General features: G+C 44.6%; 16 protein-coding genes. All 16 read right to left on the bottom strand.

What is annotated here, in order from left to right; translation table 11 throughout:
• Positions 1-3: 3 nt before the first annotated feature.
• The 16 genes from GC093_RS06495 to GC093_RS06420 all read right to left on the bottom strand — a co-directional run bounded on the left by GC093_RS06495 (position 4) and on the right by GC093_RS06420 (position 16,853).
• On the bottom strand, positions 4-522 hold the full coding sequence (locus GC093_RS06495; protein ID WP_171651068.1) for an NYN domain-containing protein: 519 nt from the start codon (positions 520-522) through the stop codon (positions 4-6).
• 14 nt (positions 523-536) lie between these two features.
• Entirely contained in the window at positions 537-1,286 is a 750-nt protein-coding gene (gene rlmB / locus GC093_RS06490; RefSeq protein WP_171651067.1) for a 23S rRNA (guanosine(2251)-2'-O)-methyltransferase RlmB, read from the bottom strand.
• A gap of 78 nt (positions 1,287-1,364) precedes the next feature.
• Positions 1,365-1,787: a Mini-ribonuclease 3 gene (locus GC093_RS06485; protein ID WP_171651066.1), complete on the bottom strand. Its 423-nt coding sequence runs from the start codon at positions 1,785-1,787 to the stop codon at positions 1,365-1,367.
• Positions 1,787-3,184 (bottom strand): cysteine--tRNA ligase, encoded by a 1,398-nt coding sequence (cysS, locus tag GC093_RS06480; RefSeq protein ID WP_171651065.1) that lies wholly within the window; start codon positions 3,182-3,184, stop codon positions 1,787-1,789. The genes GC093_RS06485 and cysS overlap by 1 nt, the downstream gene beginning before the upstream one ends.
• A complete protein-coding gene (cysE, locus tag GC093_RS06475; RefSeq protein ID WP_376768634.1) occupies positions 3,165-3,824 on the bottom strand; it encodes a serine O-acetyltransferase in 660 nt (219 codons plus the stop codon). The genes cysS and cysE overlap by 20 nt, the downstream gene beginning before the upstream one ends.
• Positions 3,825-4,271: 447 nt before the next feature.
• Positions 4,272-5,729 (bottom strand): glutamate--tRNA ligase, encoded by a 1,458-nt coding sequence (gene gltX / locus GC093_RS06470; RefSeq protein ID WP_171651063.1) that lies wholly within the window; start codon positions 5,727-5,729, stop codon positions 4,272-4,274.
• 62 nt (positions 5,730-5,791) lie between these two features.
• On the bottom strand, positions 5,792-6,277 hold the full coding sequence (gene ispF / locus GC093_RS06465) for a 2-C-methyl-D-erythritol 2,4-cyclodiphosphate synthase (protein ID WP_171651062.1): 486 nt from the start codon (positions 6,275-6,277) through the stop codon (positions 5,792-5,794).
• 2 nt (positions 6,278-6,279) lie between these two features.
• Positions 6,280-6,978 carry a 2-C-methyl-D-erythritol 4-phosphate cytidylyltransferase gene (ispD, locus tag GC093_RS06460; RefSeq protein WP_171651061.1) on the bottom strand — a complete coding sequence of 233 codons (699 nt, stop codon included), beginning with the start codon at positions 6,976-6,978 and terminating at the stop codon, positions 6,280-6,282.
• Between the two features lie 72 nt (positions 6,979-7,050).
• Positions 7,051-8,148, bottom strand: coding sequence for a PIN/TRAM domain-containing protein (locus GC093_RS06455; protein ID WP_171651060.1), 1,098 nt, complete (start codon positions 8,146-8,148; stop codon positions 7,051-7,053).
• A gap of 180 nt (positions 8,149-8,328) precedes the next feature.
• A complete protein-coding gene (pssA, locus tag GC093_RS06450) occupies positions 8,329-9,063 on the bottom strand; it encodes a CDP-diacylglycerol--serine O-phosphatidyltransferase (protein ID WP_171651059.1) in 735 nt (244 codons plus the stop codon).
• Between the two features lie 73 nt (positions 9,064-9,136).
• Positions 9,137-10,216: a DNA integrity scanning diadenylate cyclase DisA gene (gene disA, locus GC093_RS06445; RefSeq protein WP_171651117.1), complete on the bottom strand. Its 1,080-nt coding sequence runs from the start codon at positions 10,214-10,216 to the stop codon at positions 9,137-9,139.
• A gap of 451 nt (positions 10,217-10,667) precedes the next feature.
• The gene (gene radA / locus GC093_RS06440; protein WP_171651058.1) at positions 10,668-12,035 is read right to left on the bottom strand and encodes a DNA repair protein RadA; all 1,368 of its coding nucleotides are present in this window, start codon (positions 12,033-12,035) and stop codon (positions 10,668-10,670) included.
• Positions 12,036-12,194: 159 nt separating this feature from the next.
• Entirely contained in the window at positions 12,195-14,636 is a 2,442-nt protein-coding gene (gene clpC, locus GC093_RS06435) for an ATP-dependent protease ATP-binding subunit ClpC (protein WP_171651057.1), read from the bottom strand.
• Positions 14,637-14,711: 75 nt separating this feature from the next.
• Entirely contained in the window at positions 14,712-15,779 is a 1,068-nt protein-coding gene (mcsB, locus tag GC093_RS06430) for a protein-arginine kinase McsB (protein ID WP_171651056.1), read from the bottom strand.
• Positions 15,780-15,862: 83 nt separating this feature from the next.
• The gene (gene mcsA, locus GC093_RS06425; protein WP_171651055.1) at positions 15,863-16,378 is read right to left on the bottom strand and encodes a protein-arginine kinase activator protein McsA; all 516 of its coding nucleotides are present in this window, start codon (positions 16,376-16,378) and stop codon (positions 15,863-15,865) included.
• Positions 16,379-16,391: 13 nt separating this feature from the next.
• Positions 16,392-16,853 carry a CtsR family transcriptional regulator gene (locus GC093_RS06420; protein WP_171651054.1) on the bottom strand — a complete coding sequence of 154 codons (462 nt, stop codon included), beginning with the start codon at positions 16,851-16,853 and terminating at the stop codon, positions 16,392-16,394.
• Positions 16,854-17,038 lie beyond the last annotated feature (185 nt).

Below are 17,038 nucleotides of genomic sequence, written 5' to 3'. Positions count from 1 at the left end.
CTACTATTTCTGGCCTCTGCGCCACTTTTCGAACAAGTCTTTCATCTCGCTGCTAAGCTTACTGTCGAATGTATTTCTCTTAGATGGGGAGTCCTCACGGATCTTTTGCTGAATCTCCCGCCGCGATAGCCTTATCTTTACCAACAATTCACTCGCTGGGACGCGAAAAGCACCTTTACCAAATATTACATGCTGCTCCGTCATATCTGAAGTCGCCACATAAATCTGCTTCCGACGCCCGATATGTTCAGTAACCAAGCGCTCAATCAGCTCATCAGCGGTTTCTTTCTCCTTCGTATAATAAATGCGCAGCTTCCTCTGCACATACTTGCCCCCCAAACCAGGAACATAGTAGGCATCGAAAACGAGAAGCACCTTTACCCCAGAGAAAGACTGGTATTCTGCTAACTGCTCAATGAGGCGGTCCCGCGCTTCTTCTAAGCTGATTTCTTTTAACTTCTGTAGCTCCGGCCAGGCGCCGATAATGTTATAGCCGTCTACAATAAGTATTTCTTGAATCATCCCGGAAACACCATCTATTTCTTAGACAAGCGCTGACGGACCACTTCATACATCAACACGGACGCCGCCACGGATGCATTCAATGAATTGACATGTCCAAACATAGGCAGCTTCAGTAAAAAGTCGCATTTTTCCTTAATCAACCTACCCATGCCTTTCTGTTCATTCCCTATAACCAGCGCCAACGGCATATTAAGGTTTGTTTGATACACTGGCTGCTGAGCCGCTACATCTGCTCCTGCTATCCAGACCCCCCGCTCTTTCAGTAGTTCAATCGTCTGCGCCAGATTCGTCACCCGCGCCACTGCCACATATTCCACAGCGCCTGCTGATGTCTTGGATACCGTAGCGGTCAACCCAACCGATCTGCGTTTGGGAATAATGACTCCATGAACCCCAGTACAGTCAGCCGTTCTGAGAATCGAGCCAAGGTTGTGCGGATCTTCAATCTCGTCCAGAATAAGGATGAACGGCTCTTCATTCCTACTTTGGGCGATTGCCAATATGTCCTCTACTTCCACATAATCATAAGCCGCCACTTGGGCAACTACCCCTTGATGCTGAATATTATCCACCATTTGATCCAGCTTCCGCTTATCCGCAAATTGGACAATGACACCATTTTGCTTGGCTTCTGCAACGATGGGTTGAGTCAGCTGCTTTTGTGCATTTTCGGCAATCCAAATTTTATTGATCGTTCTTCCAGACCGAAGTGCTTCCAGTACGGAATGCTTCCCCGCTAGAAATTCTAATTCTTCCTCCATTATCGTTCTCTCCTTTTATAACTGCTTCCAACCTATTTCAAACTATACTCCTCATAATCGCTCGTTTGATTCTATAGATTATTCTCGCTCCAAAGATAGCATCATCAAATACTGAAGCCTCTCCAGCTGTTTAGTGTAATACAAGAAACCGATCAAGCATTCAAAGGCCGTGCTGTGCCGATATTCTAAAATATCGGCATTTTTAGCCGAGGTACCCGATTTTGCATTACGCCCCCGCTTCACGATATCCGTCTCTTCATCCGTTAAATGGGGCATCCATCGCTTTAGCGATTTGGCTTGCGCTTTGGCCGATACATATTGTGTAGATAAACGGTGTAAATGGTCGGGCCGGTGATTGGTCTGGGATATTACGTATTGACGAATAAATACCTCGTAAACCGCATCACCGATATAAGCAAGTACTATCGGGTTTAGCAGCTTGGGCTCTTTTGCTGGAGGAAAGGAAAAGAGGTCAGAGTTCAAAGAAAATGGCTCACTCATTAATTTCTCCGCCAGCGGATACCCTGTGGTGTATCCTCCAAAATAATTCCCCGCTCTGTCAGCAAATCACGAATTTCATCGGCACGAGCCCAATTCTTCGTTTTACGCGCTTCCGTCCGGTCTATAATCAACTGCTCGATCTCCTCATCAAGCAGCCCTTCTTCCACATGAACTAGTATGCCCAGGATACGGTCCATGGCTTCGAACTGTTCTAACAATAGCTCAAGTGAGCTGCTAGTAACAACCTCTTGCTGCAAGTAAAGATTCGATGCATTGACCAACTCATACACCGCTGTAACAGCATCAGGCGTATTGAAGTCATCATTCATCTTGGCTTCGAATTGATCCCTAATCTCTACTACAGCTTCTGTCACTTCTTTAGCGGTATCACCGTCTTCAGCTGCGGACAAGCGATGTTTAATATTAGCCAAGCAATTTTCAATACGAGCCAAGCCATTCTTGGCTTGCTCGATCGTATCATTGCTAAAGTTCAACGGATTGCGGTAATGAGCAGACAGCATAAAATAGCGAATGAGCTGCGGACTGAGCGATTGCAGCAGCTGGTTCACATTAACGCCGTTCCCCTGTGACTTAGACATCTTTTCATTATCGATGTTGATATATCCGTTATGCATCCAGTAATTAGCCATCGGATGTCCAGTTAAACATTCGGACTGAGCTATTTCGCATTCGTGATGAGGAAATTGAAGATCCTGTCCACCGCCATGAATATCAATGGTATCTCCTAAATATTTGCGAACCATTGCAGAACATTCAATATGCCAGCCAGGTCTGCCTTCGCCCCAAGGACTGGACCATGATATTTCGCCAGGCTTAGCTCCTTTCCAGAGCACAAAGTCCTGAGGGTTCTCCTTTCGATCATCAACCTCAACGCGAATTCCGAACTGCAGCTCTTCTAGATTTTGTTGAGACAGCTTGCCGTAATCCGCAAATTTGGTTGTACGGAAATAGACATCGCCGCCTTTCTCATAGGCGTAGTCCTTCTCTGCAAGCCCTTCGATGAAGGCAATAATTTCATCGATATTTTCCGTTACTCGTGGATTCAAGGTTGCTTTGTGAACGCCTAAGCCTTCCGTATCCTCGTAAAACTTCCGAATAAACAAATCCGCCACTTCAGGCACTGTCAGTTCCATCTGAGCTGCTTTTTTGATCAATTTATCGTCGACATCAGTGAAATTCACTACGTAGTTAACTTCATAACCAGTCGATTCCAGATACCGTCTTACCACATCAAAAAAAATCATAGGACGGGCATTGCCGATATGAATATAATCATAAACGGTTGGACCGCATACATACATTTTTACTTTTCCAGGCTCAATTGTCTTAAATGTTTCCTTCGTTCTGGATAGCGTATTATAAATTTTTAGCGTCATGCTCTTGGCTACCTCCACTTTTGGATTTTATAGCTGCCACTTCTATTTTCAGTTCCTCAATCTGCTCCTGCAATTGACGGAACATATCTATTACAGGGTCGGGTAAGTTATTATGATCCAACCGGCCTACACGAACACCGTCACGTTTCACCACTCGTCCGGGAATTCCTACGACCGTGCTGTTCTGAGGCACCTCGCTAAGAACTACTGCATTCGAACCGATCCGGGAATTATCACCGACGGTAAAGGATCCAAGCACTTTGGCCCCAGATGCAATAACCACGTTGCTGCCGATCGTTGGATGACGCTTGCCCTTCTCCTTACCTGTTCCTCCTAAAGTGACGCCCTGGTACAAAACAACATCATCACCAATTTCGCAAGTTTCACCAATGATGACCCCCATTCCATGGTCAATGAAAAAGCGCCTACCAATAATCGCACCTGGATGAATCTCGATGCCGGTCATAAAGCGGCTAATTTGCGAAGTGATCCGCGCAGTTGTATACCACCGATTCTGATATAAACAATGAGCCACTCGGTGCGCCCAGAGGGCGTGTAAACCGGAATAAGTGAACACCACTTCAAACCAGCTCCGCGCGGCGGGATCATTCTCAAATATAGTAGCGATATCTTCTCTCATGTGCTTGAACAAGACAGCTCACCTGCTTCCTACTTTCTTTCCTTTTCATAAGGCAAAGATGTTGCAAACAAATAGAAAAGCCCCCACAGCCATAAAGGCTGCAGAGGCGAAAAGTCGCGGTTCCACTCTGCTTGGACATGCAGCTATATGCATGCTATGTCCATCTTGTGCGTTCGTAACGTGAACGAATTCGGTAAGACTACCTTGCTGTATGCTTTGCGAACAAAGCCATATAGCAGCTCGTCAATACGGCTCCCAGGTGCATTTCCAATTAGGAGGGAATGGACAGCTCTCAGCTTGGGGTCACTGTTGTAACTCCCGACTATCCTCTCTGTGAAACCCAATAACAATTGTACTCTCCTGCTCTACGCCACGATCCATATATTTGCTTCAAGAACCTTCGGTTCTAAATTTTACTTTCTTAATCTTATATGAAAATCAAATGGTTTACAATAATTTATTCAGTCTGGATATCACTTTAGCTTTACCAAGCAAGAAAACCGTCATATTCAGATCGGGACCATGTGTCTGACCGGTGAGGGCAACACGAATGGTCATAAACAACTGCTTACCTTTGAACCCGGTAGCTTTCTGCACCGCTTTTAGCATAGCAGGAATGTTCTCTACCGCGAATGATTCAGCTTGCGCCACTTCATTAAGAAAGCCCTGCAGCACTACTGGAACATGCTCTTCCGTTAACAAAGCCTTCGCTTCTTCCTCCTCATAGGAGACATCCTCTTGGAAAAATAACGCAGACAACGGAACAATCTCGGCAGCGTATTGCATTCTTTCCTGGTTCAGCCCAATTAGTCGAGTGACCCATTCCTGCTGCTCAGCTCCAAGCTCCTCTGGAATGAGCCCAGCTTTCTGCAGATGCGGTAAAGACAGCTCCACAACACGGGATAGCTCAGCCTTTTTCAAATAATGATTATTCATCCAATTAAGTTTATCCATGTCGAATACAGCCGGACTCTTGGAAACCCGATCCAGATCAAATTGCTCAATCAGCTCTTCCTTGGTGAAAATCTCTTCTTCGCCCTTTGGCGACCAGCCCAACAGCACAATGAAGTTCAGCACTGCTTCAGGTAAATAGCCCAGTTCTTTATACTGCTGAATAAATTGTATGATGGACTCATCGCGTTTACTCATCTTTTTACGGTCCGGATTCAATATTAGCGATAAATGCGCAAACTCTGGAATAGGCAGCCCTAGAGCTTCATACATCATGATTTGTCTCGGTGTATTGGACAGATGCTCCTCACCGCGAATAACCAGGTTGATTTTCATCAAATGATCATCCAGAATAACGGCAAAATTGTACGTAGGAATCCCGTCTGGACGTACGATGATAAAGTCTCCGATTCCATTGGACTCAAATTCAACATGCTCACGAATCCGATCATCAAAAGCAATAACCCGGTTTTCCGTTACACGGAACCGAATGGAAGGCTTGCGACCTTCCGCTTTGTACTTTTCCAGCAGGTCGGGTTGAATCTGTCTACATTTGCCGGAATATCGAGGCATTTCACCTTTTGCTTCCTGCTCGGCGCGCTCTTGCTCCAAATCTGCTTCTGAGCAATAGCAATAATAGGCATCGCCATTTTGTAGCAGTTGATCCACAAAGGGCTGGTACAGGTCCAGTCTTTCTGTTTGACGATAAGGGGCGTAAGGCCCGCCTACATCAACACTCTCATCCCAGTTCAAGCCGAGCCAGTTCAAGCCTTCCAGCTGGTTTCCGATTCCTGACTCTACATGGCGCGTTTGATCGGTATCTTCAAAACGGATAATAAACTGCCCTGCATGCTTGCGGGCGATCAAATAATCGAATAATGCCGTACGTGCGCCGCCAATATGTAAATGTCCTGTGGGGCTTGGCGCATATCTTACACGCATTTGACCTGACATACTGCTTGCTCCCCTCTAATTTAAACTACCTTTTTTAATAAACCGTAAACTAAATATTCTTGTTATGATAGCACATCTTGGATTAAACAAACAACCGATTGTGCAGCTATTCCTTCACCACGGCCAGCAAATCCCAGCTGTTCCGTTGTTGTAGCCTTTACATTAACCTGAGAAGGCGCTGCCTCCAATGCTTCCGCAATCCGCTGTACTATCGCTGGAATATAAGGAGCCATCTTTGGCTTCTGCGCGATTATCGTGGAATCGATGTTACCTAGCTTATAACCCGCTTCTTTCGCAAGCTTCCAAACATCCAGCAGCAGCTGATAGCTGTCTGCATCCTTAAAGGCTTGATCAGTGTCGGGAAAGTGTTTGCCGATATCCCCCATGCCTAATGCCCCAAGGATCGCATCGCTGACTGCATGCAGAAGTACATCCGCATCGGAGTGACCTAGAAGACCCTTTTCATAAGGTATGTCGACACCTCCAATAATGCACTTTCTTCCTTCCACCAGTTGATGCACATCAAAGCCCTGTCCTACTCGAATCATTGTCATCTCTCTCCCCTTACATTCTGAATAATCCACTCTGCCCAAGGTAAATCCTCCGGCGTTGTTATTTTAATATTATAATAATCGGACTCCACCACTTGCACCGGTGTTCCGATCCGCTCGACCAGCATGGCATCATCCGTTCCTGTGAAGCCATCTTTCTTGGCTTGTACATAGGCAAGTTTGAGCAATGAAAGACGAAAAGCTTGTGGGGTTTGAATAGCCCACAAGCTGCGCCGGTCTGGCGTAGACTCAATCGTTCCTTCGTTGTTGACAATCTTGATCGTGTCCTTAACCGGAACCGCAAGAACAGCAGCTTCCGCCTCTATCGCTTTGCACCAGCATGCCAGAACATGCTCCTTCGAAGCGAAAGGGCGGACGCCGTCGTGTACCATAACCCATTCAACATCGGGATCCAGTGCTTCAAGCCCTTTGTAAACAGAGTCTTGTCTCTCCTTGCCACCGGATACAATGTGTTGCACTTTGCTTAACGCAAACTGCTCGATGTAACCTCTGCAGCGTTCCACATCGTCTGCACCAGTCACCAATACAACTGTATCCACCTGTTCGATCCGCTGAAACAATGTCAATGTATGTACAAGAATGGGTTTCCCACTTAATTGCAAATATTGTTTGCTTTCCTCTGTCCTCATTCGCGAGCCCTTCCCCGCGGCTACAACGACTACTGCCAATTTCCCCATTGCATCCCCACCTACCAGTTACCATCTACGCACGATCTGACTAGTGCGTTCACTCCTCTTATCATATACGTTTTAGAGAGCTTTTTCCAATAGTTTCGGTTTGGCGAAGATCATCCGACCTGCAGATGTCTGCAGCACACTAGTAACCAGTACATCCAGAGTGGTGCCGATAAAGTCACGCCCTCCTTCAACAACTATCATAGTCCCGTCATCCAGATAAGCAACGCCTTGTCCATGCTCCTTACCATCCTTGATGACCTGCACTAGTATTTCCTCGCCAGGCAGTACGACAGGCTTAACCGCATTTGCCAGATCATTAATGTTCAGGACAGACACGCCTTGAAGTTCACACACTTTATTTAAATTAAAGTCGTTCGTGATTACTTTACCTTGCAGCACTTTGGCTAGCTTCACCAGCTTGCTGTCCACTTCAGAAATTTCTTCAAAATCACCCTCGTAAATCAAAACCTTAACATCCAGCTCTTTTTGGATTTTATTAAGTATATCCAGCCCCCGACGTCCTCGGTTTCGCTTCAACAAATCGGATGAATCCGCAATATGCTGCAATTCCTCCAGTACAAATTCGGGAATAACCAGTGTGCCTTCGATAAATCCCGTTTTACAAATATCTGCAATGCGACCGTCAATAATCACGCTAGTATCCAAAATTTTATGCTCTTCAAACCCTTTTACTTCACCTGATGCCCCCCGCTCTTTGGATGAACGTGTTTTTGTCAGAAGTACAATAAACTCTTCTTTTTTTGCATAGCCCAAACGGAACCCTACAATACCGAGCATTGCCGTAAAAATAACATGCAGAAAGGGCGAGAATAACCCGGCTTGTCCGAATGGGGTTAAAAGCATTACTGCCAACATCAATCCGATTGACATTCCTCCCGTACCTGCTAGAAGGTCAGTAATGGGGACATGAGCGACTTTCTCTTCTCCCCTCTCCATCCATTTAAATCCATAGTTAACCACCCAAGAGCTGAGCGTATAAAAGAGAACCACGCCGAGTAGCATTAGCCAATAAGCTTGGCCTACAACCTCTTTCACACCAAAAACCGTTTCTATGAAATTAAAAAATGGTCGACCGACGGTATCACTCCACCCATAACCTAACACGCCTCCAATAACTGCAAAAAAACTTTGAAACCATCTTTTCATCATAGAATCACCTCCATACCTTCAATTATAAAATTCGATTCGTTACAATTATGAACCAAATCTTTCCTGCCTAATCGTCAGTTTTGAAGAAAATGCAAAAAAAGCACTCATTTTCCTCTAAAGGAAAATAAATGCTTTTCATTTTCGCCTAAAACTATAAATAAGTTTAGATTAGAGTAACCTCTACAATGGGGTCGTTTCCGACTTCACTTCATCTATGGACTTATTCTTTCTTTTACGTCTTGTAAAGAGTCGTTCAACGTTTTTTTTTAAGCCGTACAGCGCATAAAGAAGCAGCGGTACAAAAATCATTTTGGATAATGTCCCTGGAAACTGAACCGCAACTACAACCGCAATAACAACAACGATCGGTGTAATCCAGATAGCAGCTTTCGGAATCCCTATTTTTTTGAAGTTAGGATACTTCACAGTGCTTACCATCAAATACGATAACAGTAAGGTGCTAAGAACCAATACAAATGTATTCAATTCCTTCTGGAATAACGCAAGTGTACATAATACACCGCCAGCTGCCGGTATAGGTAGACCGATGAAGTAGCCTGGAGTTCCAGCCACAACATTAAATCTAGCCAAACGAAGCGCGCCGCAAATCGGGAAAATTGCGGTTACAATCCACGCAGCGGCTGCATTAAGCTCTGTAAAAGCAACCACATACATAATAAAAGCTGGTGCTACACCAAAAGAGATAACATCGGATAAAGAATCCAGTTCTTTACCAAACTCACTTTGGACGTTCAGAGCACGCGCCACACTACCATCCAATCCGTCCAACAACATAGCCACGATAACCATAATAGCTGCAAGCTCGGGCTTGTTATTAAAAACGAGAATGATCGAAATAATTCCCAAAAACAAGTTCCCTACAGTAAAAAGATTGGGAAGAGATTTAGTTAGCATTATTTGTCCACCTCTGGTTTACTTTACCCTAATAACTCTTATTATATTAGGATACCATCTGATTGTATGCAAGTTAAATATGTCTGTCAATGAGTACTTGATCTTGAATTCGTTTTAAACCCTCTTTTATTGTTCTTGCACGAACCTCACCAATCCCATCAACTTCATCCAATTCATCAATTGTAGCCATCATTAGATGCGGGAGTCTACCGAATTTTTCCACTAAATTGTGAATAATTACTGCAGGAAGACGAGGAATTTTATTCAACACCCGATACCCTCTTGGAGATACTGTTTCTTCAGAACTGTTATTGGTATGTTGATAGCCAAGCAGCCTGGCAATATGGTAATGATCAAGAATTTCTTCTGCTGCTAAACGTTTGAGACTATTCGTCATATCCTTGATTCTATCATCATTTTGTTCTTTTACATAGTCTTTTAGCAAAAGTTGAACTTCCATCTCGGTATTACCGATTAATTCTTCCAGCTGCATACTGATGAGGCGCCCTTCTGTGCCCAATTCGTTGATGTAGCGCTTTATTTCGGCATTAACACGCAGCACCATTTCTACACGTTGTATGACGTTAGTTACATCATGTAAAGCAACTAGTTCTTCAAATTCAGATGCTCCTAAATTGGTTACAGCTTGATCCAACACCGACTTATAACGTTCCAGCGTTTGAATGGCTTGATTCGCTTTGGTAAGAATGACACCTATATCTTTTAGACTGTATCGAAGGTTTCCCTGATATAACGTAATCACATTACGCCTTTGCGAGATGGACACCACGAGCTTGGAGGTTTGTTTGGCAACCCGTTCGGCTGTCCGATGCCGGATCCCTGTTTCCGAAGACGAAATGGATGAATCAGGAATAAGCTGAGTGTTAGCATAAAGAATTCGTCTCACATCTTCACTTAAGATGATCGCGCCATCCATTTTGGCCAACTCATACAAGTAATTAGGAGAGAAATCGCAATTAATGGAAAAGCCTCCATCCACGACCTCCATTACTTCCGGGCTGTAGCCGACTACGATTAAAGCCCCGGTTTTGGCCCGCAGAACATTCTCCAATCCGTCTCGGAAAGGAGTACCTGGCGCTACCATTTGCAGCAACTGACTCATAACGTCTCGTTTTATTTCTTCCTTGCTCATGTTGTCCCCTCCATATCCCCCACCCAAACCCTCGTTACTTCTCACCCAAACCCTCCCCACCCGGGAGGGCCCCAAGGGCTTCACCCTTTGGACACATGTTTGAGAAATGAGATTCGGTAGGCATTCTTTCACGCTTTTCGTGGTACTTCCCCACCCAAACCCTCCCCGCCGGGATGGCCCCAAGGGCTCCGCCTTCTGGACTCCCGTATGGTGAAGGAGTTCGGCAGGTGTTCTTACACGCTTTTCATGGTACTCCCCACCCCACCCTCCCCGCCGGGAGGGTCCCAAGGGCTCCGCCCTCTGAACACCCGTAGTAGGGAAGGATTTTCGATAGATGTTCTTACACGCTTTCGTCCCTGCGGGACACGCTTTACATTGATGCTCTTAGTTATGTAAAGTCATTTTCAAAAGTATATTTACATCAACTTTCATCAAACCATAACCATATGAATTACCCCAACGCAGCTTTCAAAGCTTCCGAAACTGTGCTGACGCCGATAATTTCGATGGAAGACGGGGGAGTCCAGCCCTTGAGGCTTTTTTCTGGAAGGATAACACGACGAAAACCGAGCTTTTCTGCTTCTTTCACCCTTTGATCTACCCTAGAAACACCACGAACTTCACCCGTCAATCCTACCTCCCCAAATACCACATCATAGGGCTGTGTAGGCTGCTCCCTTAAACTAGAAGCAATGCTGACTGCTATTGCCAAATCAACAGCTGGTTCATCGAGCTTAACCCCACCTGCTACGTTCACGTAGGCATCCTGGTTTTGCAAAAACATACCCAAACGTTTCTCCAATACCGCAATAATTAAAGCCAATCGGTTATGGTCAATTCCCGTAGCCATCCGCCGCGGGGAAGGAAAATTAGTAGTAGTAACAAGAGCCTGCAGCTCCACAAGTACAGTTCTTGTTCCCTCCAAGCTTGCGACTACCGTAGAACCTGACACACCGAGCGGACGCTCCGACAAAAATAGCTCAGAAGGATTATTTACTTCAACTAATCCGCCTTCCTGCATTTCAAAGATTCCGATCTCGTTCGTTGCGCCGAACCGGTTCTTAACAGCTCTCAATAGCCTGTAGGACTGGTGTCTTTCTCCTTCGAAATATAGGACACAATCCACCATATGTTCTAGCATCCTTGGACCCGCAATGGCACCTTCTTTAGTAACATGACCAACCAACACCGTTGCAATACCTTTAATTTTGGCAATTCGCATAAAATGACCTGTGCACTCCCTGACTTGGGATACACTGCCCGGTGCCGACGAAATAGCTGGATGGTAAACGGTTTGGATCGAGTCGATAACGATAAAATCAGGTTGAACCTCTTCAATCGCAGCCTCAATCTGCTCCAAGTTGGTTTCACACAGCACATAGAGCAGCTCCGATGTTGCATTCAAACGATCCGCGCGCAGCTTGGTTTGTCGGACTGATTCCTCACCTGAAATGTATAATACTTTTTTATTGCTCTGCGTTAAATCAAAGGATGTTTGCAGCAGCAATGTAGATTTCCCAATACCTGGGTCCCCCCCTACTAAAAGCAAAGAACCAGGAACGAGTCCACCGCCGAGCACACGATTTAATTCTTTATTCCGTGTTTGAATTCGCTGCTCTTCCGTACCTTTAATATTTATGATGGAAATAGGCTTTTCTTTCGTCCGTAAAAGAGAAGATTGCATCCCCTGTGTCTTCGTAACTGTCTCCAGTTCCTCAACAAATGTGTTCCAGGCCTGACAGCCCGGGCATTTGCCTAGCCATTTGGGAGAATCAAATCCGCATTCCGAGCAGAAAAACTTCGTTTTTTGCTTAGCCATTCCAAACTCTCCCAGCTGTATATTCACTCCGAATCTTAACGCGTGCCTACAAAGTTTACCATTTTGCAGCTGCAATGAAAACCCTTCTCCTTGAATATGGAAAAAAAAGCATCCTATGGCCTAATGCCATAGAATGCTTTCATTTGTTCTTTAGTTAAGTTAAGGACTAGTGACTCCTTGACTGCGATCTACAGTCAAAGCTCCTTCGTGCTCATCAATCGTTAATGTATCCCCTTTGGTAATCATGCCGCGAAGCAATTCCTCAGACAGCCGATCTTCGATATGCTTCTGAATGGCTCTGCGCAACGGCCTTGCTCCATAGGTAGGATCGAATCCTTCCTTGGCCAAAAAGGCTTTAGCTTTATCGGTTAGAATAAAGTCAACATCTTGCTCTTTCAACCGTTTGCGGAGATCATCTGCCATCAAGGTTACGATCTGAGCGATATGAGCCTCTTCCAAGGAATGAAATACAATTATTTCATCAATCCGGTTCAAAAACTCCGGACGGAAGCTCTTTTTAAGCTCACTCATTACTTTATCTTTCATATTACCGTAATCTTTCCCTGCATCCTGAACAGCCGTGAAACCTAACGAGGAATTTTTCCTAATCATGTCCGCGCCTACGTTAGAAGTCATAATGATAAGTGTGTTACGGAAATCCACCGTGCGGCCTTTGGAATCGGTCAACCGTCCATCTTCCAAAACCTGCAGCAGGATATTGAACACCTCTGGATGTGCTTTCTCAATCTCATCTAACAAGACTACAGAATATGGCTTGCGACGAACCTTTTCAGTAAGCTGTCCGCCTTCTTCGTAACCAACATATCCCGGTGGAGCCCCTACTAGACGAGAGGTTGAGTGTTTCTCCATATACTCAGACATATCGATACGAATAACCGCATTGTCATCACCAAACAGCGACTCCGCCAAAGCGCGTGCTAATTCAGTTTTACCGACCCCGGTAGGCCCGAGGAAGATAAAGGAGCCTATAGGCCGCTTAGGATCTTTAAGTCCTGCTCTCGCACGACGAATAGCACGGCTTACTGCTTTCACAGCTTCTTCCTGACCAATAACTCGATCATGCAAGATCTCTTCCATTTTAAGCAAACGCGCCGTCTCTTCTTCAGCCAGCTTAACTACCGGTATGCCAGTCCAGCTTGCTACAACCTGAGCTATATCTTCAGGGGTAACTTCAGAATCCGTGCGACCTTGTTTTTCTTTCCATTCGTTCTTGGTGGTATCCAGCTCTTCACGCAGCTTTTGCTCCGTGTCCCGCAATGATGCCGCCTTCTCAAATTCTTGACTTTGAACGGCCGAGTCCTTCTCTTTGCGGATATCCTCTAGCTTATTCTCAAGCTTTTTCAAATCAGGCGGAACCGTATAAGAGCGAAGTCTTACCTTAGAGCTCGCCTCATCAATCAGGTCGATTGCTTTATCCGGCAAGAACCGGTCCGTAATGTAACGGTCTGACAATTTTACCGCTTGCTCTATAGCTTCGTCCGTTATTTTTACCCGGTGATGCGCTTCATAGCGGTCACGCAACCCGTGTAGGATTTGAATTGCCTCTTCTGGAGAGGGTTGATCCACTGTAATTGGTTGGAATCGTCTTTCCAGTGCCGCATCTTTTTCAATATATTTTCGATATTCATCTAATGTTGTAGCACCTATACATTGAAGCTCGCCTCTAGCTAGAGCCGGCTTTAGGATGTTTGAAGCATCGATTGCGCCTTCAGCTCCACCTGCTCCAATCAATGTATGCAGCTCATCAATGAACAGTATGATATTACCGGCTTGACGGATTTCATCCATAATCTTTTTGAGACGATCCTCAAATTCACCACGGTATTTGGTTCCTGCCACAACAGATCCCATATCCAAAGTCATAACCCGTTTATCACGTAATGTTTCAGGTATTTCATTATTAATGATTTTTTGCGCTAAACCTTCAGCAATCGCTGTTTTACCAACACCCGGCTCACCAATTAATACCGGATTATTTTTGGTTCTGCGGCTTAATACCTGAATAACACGCTCAATTTCTTTACTGCGGCCAATAACTGGGTCTAAATTTCCATCTTTAGCGTAAGAAGTCAAATCTCGAGCCAATCCGTCAAGGGTTGGTGTGTTTACATTAGCGTTATTACCGTGGTTAGTTGATACAACTTCACTACTACCTAGCAGCTGCAAAACTTGTTGACGCGCTTTATTTAAACTAACACCAAGATTATTCAATACACGAGCAGCAACGCCTTCACCTTCGCGAATCAATCCAAGCAAAATATGCTCTGTTCCAACGTACGTATGGCCTAATTTACGAGCCTCATCCATCGAAAGCTCGATAACCTTCTTAGCTCGGGGAGTGTAGGCAATGTTGGTGGGCTGTTCTTGCCCTCGACCGATAAGTGCCTCCACTTCGTCTTGGATCTTCTCCAAACCTAAACCGAGAGCTATAAGAGCTTTAGCAGCAATACCGTCACCTTCACGAATTAAACCCAATAAAATATGCTCAGTTCCAATATTATTATGACCTAAACGAACGGCTTCTTCCTGTGCCAAGGACAATACTTTTTGCGCACGTTCCGTGAATCTTCCAAACATCATGCGTAACACCTCCATAAAGAATAAAATTATCGAAGCACGTTTGACTTTAAATGAGCAATCATACGATGCTGTTATCTACTCAGATGTAAACTTCTCTCGAATGAGTTGCGCCCTTCTTATGTCTCTTTCTTCAGCGGTTAGCTTTTCTCCTGCATACTGCTGTAAAAAACCAGGTTGGGTCATCACCATCAACTCATTCATAACTTGTATGGGAACATTCTTTATAATACCCAGATCGATACCTAACCGTACATCAGACAGCCGCTGAGCCGCTTCCTTGGAATCCATTATAGCCGCATATGACATGATTCCAAATGACCTGCTAACACGATCCAGAAGCTTGGGCCTTGTCTCGAGCTGCAGCTTCTCGCGTGCTGCCCGCTCATGCTCGATAATTTGCCGGACCACTCCATATAAATTATCGATGATCTCCTGCTCGGATTGTCCTAATGTAATCTGATTAGAAATTTGAAACAGGTTGCCTAAAGCTTCACTACCTTCGCCATACAAACCTCTAACCGCTAATCCTACTTGAGTTATTGCTGATAAAATACGATTAATTTGTTGGGTTAATACTAAGGCTGGCAGATGAATCATTACTGAAGCTCTAATCCCCGTACCTACATTTGTAGGGCAGCTGGTCAAATACCCCCGTTTTTCGTCAAACGCATAATCCAGCTGTGTTTCAAACAAGTCATCAATTTGGCTTGCAAGGTCCCAAGCTTCATTAATCTGAAAACCAGGACACAAGCATTGTATTCGCAAATGATCCTCTTCATTCACCATAATGCTAATGGATTCATTATCGCTTAATATTACCGCACCATTACGAGACTCATTAGCTAATGCAGGACTGATTAAATGTTTCTCTACAAGCACACGTTTTTCGAGTTCATCCAACTCATCGAGTGACAGCAAAGAAAAGTTACTAATGGTGCTGAGTTCTTCATTCCCCATTATTCCGGATACCTTCTCAAACACCTCATGGGATTGCGGGCTAGAAGAAAGCATCGGAAATGGGTATGACTGTATATTTCTTGCGATACGGATTCTAGTGCTGATAACGATATCCGAATCAGGTCCCTCACTCTTCATCCAGTCACTCAAAGCATGTTGTGTAAAACGATTCGTATTCGACGTCATAAGTTTCCTCCTTGCCCTAAGAAACCTCTATCTTAAATATACTTACCCTATGAACGGCTGCAATTCAAAGAGATTCAACAAAACTAACCTTCAGCAACCTTTTTCTCAAGCTGACGGATCTCATCTCGAAGTTTTGCTGCTTCTTCAAACTCTTCACCTTGAATTCGCAGCAAGAGCTCCTTTTTCAAGGTCTCGATTTCCCTCTTATGTTGTATTAACCCACCTGAGCGTTTAGGAACCTTGCCCGTGTGAAATGTATTTCCGTGAACCCTTTTAAACAAAGGATCCAGCTTATCTTCAAAATGCTTATAACATGAGCTGCAGCCAAAACGGCCCACTTTGCTGAACTGACTATAAGTAAGCCCGCATTGCTCACAGCGACCTGGCTGCGATTTTGGTGTAAGAGTACCATGTGAGGGATCGAAATCCAGCAGCCCTGACAATAAATTATGAATAGAAAAGCCATTCGGTGTACCTGGAATTAGTTCACCCTTCTCTCGGGCGCATGATTCACAGATGTGAAATTCCGTCTTTTCACCATTTAAAATTTTCGTGAAATGAAGCGTTGCTTGCTTCTTTCCACATTCCTGACATAGCATAGACATTCCCTCCTTATTTACTCAACAAGGATATTAGCATAGCTTTAAGTATTCTGGCTCGAATCTCATCCCTCAATGGAAGCTTCAAAAACAGCACCTCTCTAGACACTGCTGCTTTCATCAAAGCCGCTTCTCTTGATGTCAGATAACCGCTCTCCTCCAATTGATACAAAAGCCCATCAGAGGCGCTTTGATCGATTTGGACACTAATTGTTTTGGAGATATGGTCAAGAACTGAACCATGCGCATTTAATTCGATTTTTTGGATACGAATATACCCTCCGCCCCCGCGCTTGCTTTCGACAATATACCCCTTCTCGAGAGTAAATCGGGTGCTTATAACATAATTGATTTGTGAGGGTACACAGTCGAACTGATCGGCCAGATCATTACGTTGGATTTCGACAATACCTTCATTACTTTGCTGCAAAATTTGCTTCAGATATTGCTCGATAACCTCAGAAACATTACGCATCAATTCAACCTCCTAGTCAAGAAGTAAATTGACTTTGACTTTCTTTGACTTTAATATCATTATAGCAGTTTTCAGATAATTTGCAACTACGGCCTTGATTCATTTTATTGTTCGCTTTGTGACGGTTTTTATGCCTGGATACAACAAAAGAGCCCTTCTGGACTAAGTCCAAAAAGGCTCTTTCT

The organism is Paenibacillus foliorum (genome assembly GCF_013141765.1).
Classification (GTDB): Bacteria; Bacillota; Bacilli; order Paenibacillales; family NBRC-103111; genus Paenibacillus_S; species Paenibacillus_S foliorum.
Note: the sequence above shows the minus strand (reverse complement) of the source record. Positions and strands in the feature narration are given on the sequence as shown.